The organism is Marivita sp. (assembly GCF_020055635.1).
GTDB lineage: Bacteria > Pseudomonadota > Alphaproteobacteria > Rhodobacterales > Rhodobacteraceae > Marivita.
Genome location: NZ_JAIPUT010000104.1, coordinates 1 through 7751 on the forward strand (window position 1 = coordinate 1; position 7751 = coordinate 7751).

A 7751-nucleotide genomic window follows, 5' to 3' on the forward strand; every position below is an offset into this window, starting at 1 on the left:
CATCTGCACGAGATCGGGGTCTTCGCCGAACTTCGCGAACTCGGCATGGATGTAGCCGATCAGCGCGGCGCAGCATGCCTCCCCCTTCGGCGATGGCGACAAAACGATGGCGTTCCCGCATTTAAGCGCGTTAATGATGTTGTTCGCGGGCGTGGCGACGGGGTTGGTCGAGGGCGTGACTGCCGCAACAAGCCCGAGCGGGCGCGCGATCTCGACCACCCCCCTTGCCGGGTCGTCGCTCAGGATACCGAAGGTCTGCGCATCCGCAATATCGCGCAGCAAGCCCAGCGTCTTGCGATGGTTCTTGGTTACCTTGTCGGCCACGTTGCCCAGGCCAGTGGCCTGAACCGCGAGTTCCGCCAACTCCCGGTTGCGCGCGGGCTTCATGATCGCCCAGCCGGCAGCGAGCGCGGCCCGATCGTAACGCTTTTGGCTGCCCTCGGCTTCGAACCGAAGCTGCGCCGCACGAGCTGCCGCGACAACGGAATCGACGGCGTTGATCTCGCTTGAGATGTTCATACCTGATCCCCCCTTTTCACCAGATCGCGGGCGGCAAACCATCTTCGTTCGGCCTCACGAAACCTGCAGGGCCGTCCATCGCGCGAACCGCTTTTGCGACATTCTTTGTTCTTCGGCACACTCAGTTGCCGCGTCATTTGTAAGACGTTAGCTAATGAAATTAGCAGTGCAAACATTTTCATAGAAATTTTTTGTTGAGGACCCGATGGGCGAGCAAAAGCGGATCAACATCTTTATCGTGGCGCGAGCAGCGGGGGTCTCGCCGTCGACCGTTTCGCGAGTGATGAATCATCCCGGGGTGGTGGAAGCCAGCACGCGCAGGCGTGTAGAAGAGGCGATCCGCGACACGGGCTATATCCGCAATCGCGCCGCGCAGGCGATGCGTGGAAGGCGTAGCGCGACGCTGGGCCTGATCGTTCCCACGGTGGATTACTCGATTTTCGCCTCGCTCGTTCAATCCTTCGGAGAGACTGCAAGCGAGCTTGGCTTCACGCTTCTGCTGGCCGCGCATGGCTACGACCTGGAGCAGGAGTACGCCATCCTTCGCAAGTTTCTCGAACATCGGGTCGATGGAGTGGCGCTGATCGGCCTCGATCACACGGAAGACAGTTTCGGGCTGCTGGCCTCACAGGACACGCCTGCGATCGAGGTCTGGAATTACGGCACGTCAGGGCCACTACCCACGGTCGGAGCGCGGAACGATCTCGCGGGTGCGCTGGCGGCGCGGCACCTGGTCGACCTTGGGCACCGGGACATCGCGCTGCTGTTTCCGCCGTCGTCGGACAACGACCGTTCCCGCTCCCGACAGTCGGCGGCCTTGTCTGTTTTCGCCGCCGCAGGGATCGACATCCCGCAGGAGCGCCGGGCCGTGTCGGAGTACGATATCGGGCGCGCCAGACTTGCGGCCGAGCGATTGTTCGACACGCCGCGGCGACCGACAGCGATCTTCTGCGGAAACGATGTAATTGTGCGTGGGGCGCTCTACGCAGCCCTGGCTAGGGGTATGCGGGTGCCCGAAGACCTGTCGGTGATGGGCGTCGGCGATTTCCATGGATCAGCCGACATGGTGCCGGCGCTTTCCACAGTGCGCATCCCTGCTGCGGAAATCGGCTCCGAGGCAGCCCGCCAACTGGTCGGAATGATCGCATCTGACGGACAGACCGCACCGGGACGCGAGTTCCTGCCCGAAGTCGTGGCACGCGACACCACAGCGCGGCCCCACAGAGAGCGTCACACCTGAGTAGAGTAGAGCGACCCGAAATTCGCCACACCTGACAGGTTCGTGCCGCAGACTTCCTCGAAGACTTCGTCGCCGAACCCGACATCATCGCCCGAGTCAAGGACCAGCCGCTGCGGTAAAAACTGGGCGCTTACGTCTCTCCAGCAAGATCCCTCTTCAAGGTCAACCGCGCCGCCGCACTCGTCGAGTGGGGCGGTCTCTGTACGGCATAAGGCGCAGTCGAACTGTCCTTGCTGAGAACTGTTCAAATCTGTCTGACAGCTCCCAGGCGGATGGTCGTGACGCCGCATGTCGCCCAGAAGGTCCGGCATTCTGGCATCGACGGGCGGACCACGCATTCCGGCTATGCCATGTCCCAGCGGCACCGCAAGAAGATCGAGGCACCCTTCGGCTGGGCCAAGACGGTGGGCGGCATGGCCCAGACCGTCCACCGCGGCCTCGACAGGGTCCGCGCCCAATTCACGATGACCATGGCGGCGTGCAATCTGGCAAGGCTCCCGAAGCTCTTGGCCACGTGACAAACTTGGCAACCCAGACTTGGCATCCGCCGCCGATGCCGTGGAGCACTCCTTCAAATCATGGCGGCAGGAACAGCGTCCTTCGAGTCCGACTTCTTCAGCAGTCTGTTGGGATCGATCATGTAGTCGAGGAGTGTTAGGAACTCTGCGTATCGGCCGCCGGCCGGTTCCCCATCGGAGCGCCTTCAGCCGCGCATCGGCGAGAAGCGAATGAGAACCTTTCGCGGATCAGTCGGCGCGATCGGAAAACAGTGGGAGCGGTATTCATCCGCCTTCGGACAAGACGAGTTTGTAAGGGTTTTGCGGGATCATGACGCGGTGAAAGTATATCGTTTCGCCGGATGCATCCTCGCCGAGTATTTCTAGGCGCATCGCCGTATCACCGGGATTTACCCCTATCGTTACCGCATGCTGCGGCTCGACCCGGGCAAGATCCAGTAGCTGTTTCCGCAGTCGTGCGCGGATGCCGTATCTGTCAAATATATAGTTGCGCAGTACCACTCTTGAAAAGCTCGCGAGAGGTTCTCCGATCATGTCGCCAAAGCGATTTTCGTCGAAGTAGAACTCGCTCGCCAGGCTGAATTCATCGTTTACCTGGATATCTCTGAGAACATGGATGTAGTTGGACGCGTTCGGGAAGTTGTGCGTCCATGAGTCCGAGCAGGTCTCGACCGTGCAGGACAAGGCGCGGGCCTTTACCGGAAGCAACCCAGCCACACCGTCACGAAACCTGAAGTGCCATACATCGGTCATGTCGATCGACGGATCGCGTATAAAGGTCCCTGATCCATGGCGCCGCTCGACGACCTGATCCTGCACCAGAGCCTTCATCGCTGCGTGCACGGTCCCCAGGCTGAAACCGGTCGCGCGAACGAGCTGTTCGTCCGATGGCAACTTCTGTCCCGCAACGAGATAGCCCGAAGTCACTAGGCCGAAAATGGCACCGCTCAACAAGAGGTATTTAGGGCCGCGCGATCTCTGAGCCGCTTCAAGCGCACGATTGATCGCAGCAGCGGCATTGTCCTGATTGGGTCGGAGGGTAGCCGGGTCGGAGGACTGCATAACGCCACCTGAAAAATACCTATAGACCTCTATATGACTTTATGTGTACTCTCGATTCAAGAGAATTCGATGCGGCTTAAGCTGCACTCGGCGTGGAAAGCGCCACCTTGATGGGAGGAAATCTTGAGCAAGTACGCTTACGAAGTGCTTGTGGGGTGCGCATTCGTCGCGATTTCGATCGCCGCTTACATAAGCATCAACACCACAACCGGTACGTCTTTCAGCTTCAACGAAGAGTCGAGCATGACCTCGACGACATTCCCGAACTTCCTGGCGATCGGGCTTGGCCTGATGGGCGCTGTCTATCTTCTGGGAACCATTCGCAGACTGTATGCCGAGGGGCGGGTCGGCGCGTCCTTTGCAAAGCTGATCGGCAACCTGTGGTCCCGGCAAGCCGCCATCACCGTCGCCCTTGTCGTGCTTTTGCTAGCGTACGCGAACCTTATCCGGGAGGTCAACTTCGGCGTGCTGACCTTCGGGTTTCTGGCCATCGGTTTCGTTTTGTTCGGGGAGCGCAAGCCGCTCCAGATCTGCCTCGTCGCGGCGATCGGCGCCGCATGTTTCTACGGGCTGTTCGTCTATGTTTTGCAACTGCCGTTGAATCCATGAGGCCATGTGATGCTTGACGCGCTCTTCAACGGGTTCCTGACAGCTTTCGAGCCCTGGAACTTCGCGATGATTTTCGTGGGCACGTTTGTCGGCCTTTTTGCCGGCGCCTTGCCGGGGCTGTCGTCGCCGATGGCCATCGTGGTGTTGCTGCCGCTTACGTTTCCGATGGCACCGCTGCCCGCGCTGCTGGTCCTGATCGGGGTGTATGTCGGAACGAAACTGGGGGGGTCGTTCTCGGCGATCCTGCTGCGGACGCCGGGAACGCCCGGTTCCGCGTGTACCGCGTTGGACGGCTTTCCAATGGCGCAGGAAGGCAAGGCCGGGCACGCGCTCGGCTATGCAACATTGGGATCGACGACGGGCGGCATCTTTGGCTGGATCCTCGCCATCATCTTCATTCCGTTGCTTTCCACCGTCGCCGTGAAATCCGGACCGGCGGATATCGCGCTGGTCGGCATCATGGGCCTTTTCATGGTGTCCGCCTTTGTGCGCGGCTCGATGATGCGCGGGTTGATGGGCGTGTTTCTCGGACTTCTGATATCGACCGTGGGCCTGGACAAGATCGACGGGAGCGAACGGCTGACCTTCGGGGTCATCGACCTAATGTCCGGCGTTCCGTTCGCCGCCGCGCTGACCGGCTTTTTCGGGATAGCAGTTGTTCTGAGCGACGTGAAACTTGTCGGGCGAAAAGAAGTGCTCGTCACTGACAACGTGAACCTCGCGCTTCCAAGCTTCAGGGAATGCACCGCAAGGTGGCGGGCGATTCTGACGGGGTCGTTTTTCGGCACCGGGATTGGCGCCATTCCAGGCGTCGGGGCCGAAGGAGCAACCTGGGTGGCCTATGCCTCCATGCGGGGCCAATCGAAAAATCCCGAAAACTTCGGCAAGGGCGAACCCGACGGCATCGTCGCGCCCGAGGCGACGAACAACGCGACGACGGGCGGCACGATGGTGCCGATGCTGACCTTGGGCATTCCGGGCGACGGGTCTACCGCGGTGATCCTGGGTGCCTTTGTCCTGCACGGGATCGAACCCGGCGTGATGCTCATGCGCACATCGGAGGATCTCGTCTTTGGCATCCTGGCGGGCCTGCTGATCGCGACGATCCTGATGTTCCTGATCGCGTGGAAAGCGATCTGGATATTCATCTACATGCTGCAACAGGATCGCTCTTGGCTTTTCCCGATGGTGCTGGTTCTGGCCTGTCTGGGCGCCTTTGCGACCATGGGATCGGTGTTCCCGATCTATGTCGCGATCATACTAGGGGTCGTCGGGTTCCTGTTGGAAAAGGCGGGATTTCCCGTCGTGACGATTGTCCTGGGCATCATCCTGGGACCGATCATCGAAGAAAACATCAGGCTGGGCCTGATCCTGTCCGGCGATCAGTGGAGCACCTTCGTCGCGACCTGGCCACGACTCGGGCTGGTCTCGGTAATCGTCCTTCTGCTGGCATGGGAGGCATACAAGCAACTAACGCGGGCCGCGCAAGCCGAGCCACCCGCGAGCGACAACACAACAATCGGCGACTGATATCAATCTGGGAGGAATACCAATGAGAAACTACTTCAAGGGCACACTCGTCGCAGCGGTTGCTGTGGTCGGCATGGCTGCGCCTGCGCTGGCCGAATTTCCGGAGACGACGATCCGGATGATCGTTCCCTGGAAGGCCGGTGGCGGCACGGACAGCATCGCGCGCGGCCTTCAGCCCGCGTGGGAAGCCGCATCGGGCCAGAGCCTGATCATCGACAACATCTCGGGGGCGGGCACGGTGGCCGGCACGATCCAGATGCTCGAGTCGAAACCGGACGGCTATACCGTGCTGATGAACGGCTCGACCGATGTCGTGGCCCCGCTGACGTTCAAGTCGGATCTGCCCTACGGCCTCGAGAACATGAAGTTCGTCGGCGGCTTCTTTTACTCGCCCACGTGGGTTATCAGCCATTCCGATCGTGGCTACACCGATCTCAACGACCTACTGGCGAAGGCAGGCGAGGACGCCATCACCATCGGCGTTGCCGGATCGGCGGGTGCCCAGATGGTCATGGCCGCTTCCATCAAGGCAAACACGGACGGCAATGTCACGCTCGTTCCGTACTCGGGTGGCGCCGATCTGAAAAAGGCCGTTCTGGGTAACCAGGTGGACGCGGGTGTCATCCATGCGCCAGTCCTTTTGGGGGATGCCAAGGGCGGGATCATCGACGTCCTCGGGGCAGGTGGGCCGCTTTCGTCGCTGACCTGGGAGCCTGCGCAAGACAAGCCGACGCTCAAGGATGTCGGAATCGACGTCGAGGTCGGTGTGACGCGCGGGGTCTTCGTGCCGCAAGACACCCCGGACGAAGTTGTCGGCAAGTTGGAAGCCATACTGGAAGAAGCCGCAAAGAGCGAACATTTCTCCGAATTCGGTCAAAAGTTCGGCTTTGCTCCGACGTGGGTTCCCGCTGATGCGTTCAAGACCCAGGTCATGGGCGAGCTCGAAGCGTTCCGCAAGATCAAGGCCAATTACATCGACAATTGAGCTAACCCGGCTCGGGGGGCGCTCCCCCGAGCCGATCGAAATGTCTTTTCCACAGGACCGGACCGGGTCTTGCGGTGAGGACAGAAGCGCCCAGGAAAGACACCATGAAATTGACCGACAAGGAACAGGCCATGCAGGCCGGCGAATTCGGGCCTGCCTGCCAATGGGCGATCGACCATCAGTTGCAGATCGGGCGAATGTTCGACGCGGAAGACATGGTCGAGGTGAGCCAATCCCACATGATGGCCGATCCGGAAAGCCTGGGCGAGGCAGGCGTGGCCTTCGTCGACGGATTGGCCAGGGGCGGCGCAAAGGTCGCGATCCCGATGATCACCGACCCGCGCGGCGTCGACCTGAGCTATTACGAGCCGCTGGGCCAGACCGAAGACATGGCCAATCTCGAGCGCAGGTTTGTCGCAGCATGCACGCAGATGGGCATCATGATGACCGACACCTGCATCAACTATCAGACCATCATGCCGCCCGTGCGCGGCGATCACGTCGCCTATGGCGACACCGGCGTGGTGATCTATTCGAATTCGGTCTGTGGCGCGCGCTCGAATTTCGAGGGCGGCCCGTCGGCACTGGCCGCGGGTCTTACCGGGCGTACGCCGCGCTACGGGCTGCACCTCGACCGGAATCGGCGCGCGACCCGGCGGTTCGTGGTCCAGGAACAACCCCGAGACTTGATGGAGTGGGGCGTGCTCGGCGCCACGATCGGCCGGATGGCCGGCAGCTATTGGGAGGTCCCGGTGATCGAAGGCATCGACCGGGTGCCGACGTCGGACGAGGTCAAACACATGGGCGCGGCGATGGCCTCCTATGGCTCTACGCCGCTGTTTCACATCGTCGGCATCACGCCGGAATGCCCTCGGATCGAGGATGTGGGGGGCGACGCGCTTGCCGTCGAAACGGTCTCGGCCGCGGATACTACGGCCTTGGCGAAGCCTTTCGGCGCGCAGGGCGAAAAAGTCGATGTCGTCGTGTTTGCCGCTCCGCAACTCAGTTTGGTCGAGATGCAGCAGGTCGCCAGTCTCTGCCGCGGGCGGAAAATTTCAAAGCATACTGACATGATGGTCTGCACGCCGGTCCAAGTGTACGGTGACGCGGCTCGCATGGGATATATCGAGGCGATCGAAAGCTTTGGCGGCAAGGTTCTGACCGGCACATGCTTTTACCAGCAATACGCCCGCGAGATCGGTGAGGCCAATGGCTGGAAACGGCTTTTGAGCAATTCGACAAAGATCGTGAACATCCTTGGCGGATATGGTTATCAACCGGCTCTGGC

At 60.9% G+C, this 7751-nt stretch carries 7 protein-coding genes and 1 pseudogene; 6 read left to right on the forward strand and 2 right to left on the reverse strand.

Features of this window, described 5'->3' with window-relative positions:
- Positions 1-561 (reverse strand): aldehyde dehydrogenase family protein (locus LCF60_RS22660; protein ID WP_292294808.1); only part of this gene is annotated, 561 nt, incomplete at its 3' end.
- A 163-nt stretch (positions 562-724) separates the two neighbouring features.
- Here LCF60_RS22660 and LCF60_RS22665 point away from each other — a divergent pair.
- Positions 725-1759, forward strand: a complete 1035-nt coding sequence (locus LCF60_RS22665; RefSeq protein WP_292294809.1) for a LacI family DNA-binding transcriptional regulator — start codon at positions 725-727, stop codon at positions 1757-1759.
- Positions 1760-2025: 266 nt separating this feature from the next.
- A pseudogene (locus LCF60_RS22670) lies at positions 2026-2277 on the forward strand (transposase); the annotation flags it as partial.
- 264 nt (positions 2278-2541) lie between these two features.
- Here LCF60_RS22670 and LCF60_RS22675 read toward each other — a convergent pair.
- A complete protein-coding gene (locus LCF60_RS22675; protein WP_292294810.1) occupies positions 2542-3339 on the reverse strand; it encodes a GntR family transcriptional regulator in 798 nt (265 codons plus the stop codon).
- Positions 3340-3462: 123 nt separating this feature from the next.
- Between LCF60_RS22675 and LCF60_RS22680 the strand changes: the two genes are divergently transcribed.
- The 4 genes from LCF60_RS22680 to LCF60_RS22695 form a co-directional block, all read left to right on the forward strand.
- A complete protein-coding gene (locus tag LCF60_RS22680; RefSeq protein WP_292294811.1) occupies positions 3463-3948 on the forward strand; it encodes a tripartite tricarboxylate transporter TctB family protein in 486 nt (161 codons plus the stop codon).
- 9 nt (positions 3949-3957) lie between these two features.
- Positions 3958-5478, forward strand: coding sequence for a tripartite tricarboxylate transporter permease (locus LCF60_RS22685; protein ID WP_292294812.1), 1521 nt, complete (start codon positions 3958-3960; stop codon positions 5476-5478).
- Between the two features lie 22 nt (positions 5479-5500).
- Complete coding sequence (locus tag LCF60_RS22690; RefSeq protein WP_292294813.1) at positions 5501-6463, forward strand: tripartite tricarboxylate transporter substrate binding protein; 963 nt, start codon at positions 5501-5503, stop codon at positions 6461-6463.
- Between the two features lie 104 nt (positions 6464-6567).
- Positions 6568-7751 (forward strand): aconitase X catalytic domain-containing protein (locus LCF60_RS22695; RefSeq protein ID WP_292294814.1); only part of this gene is annotated, 1184 nt, incomplete at its 3' end.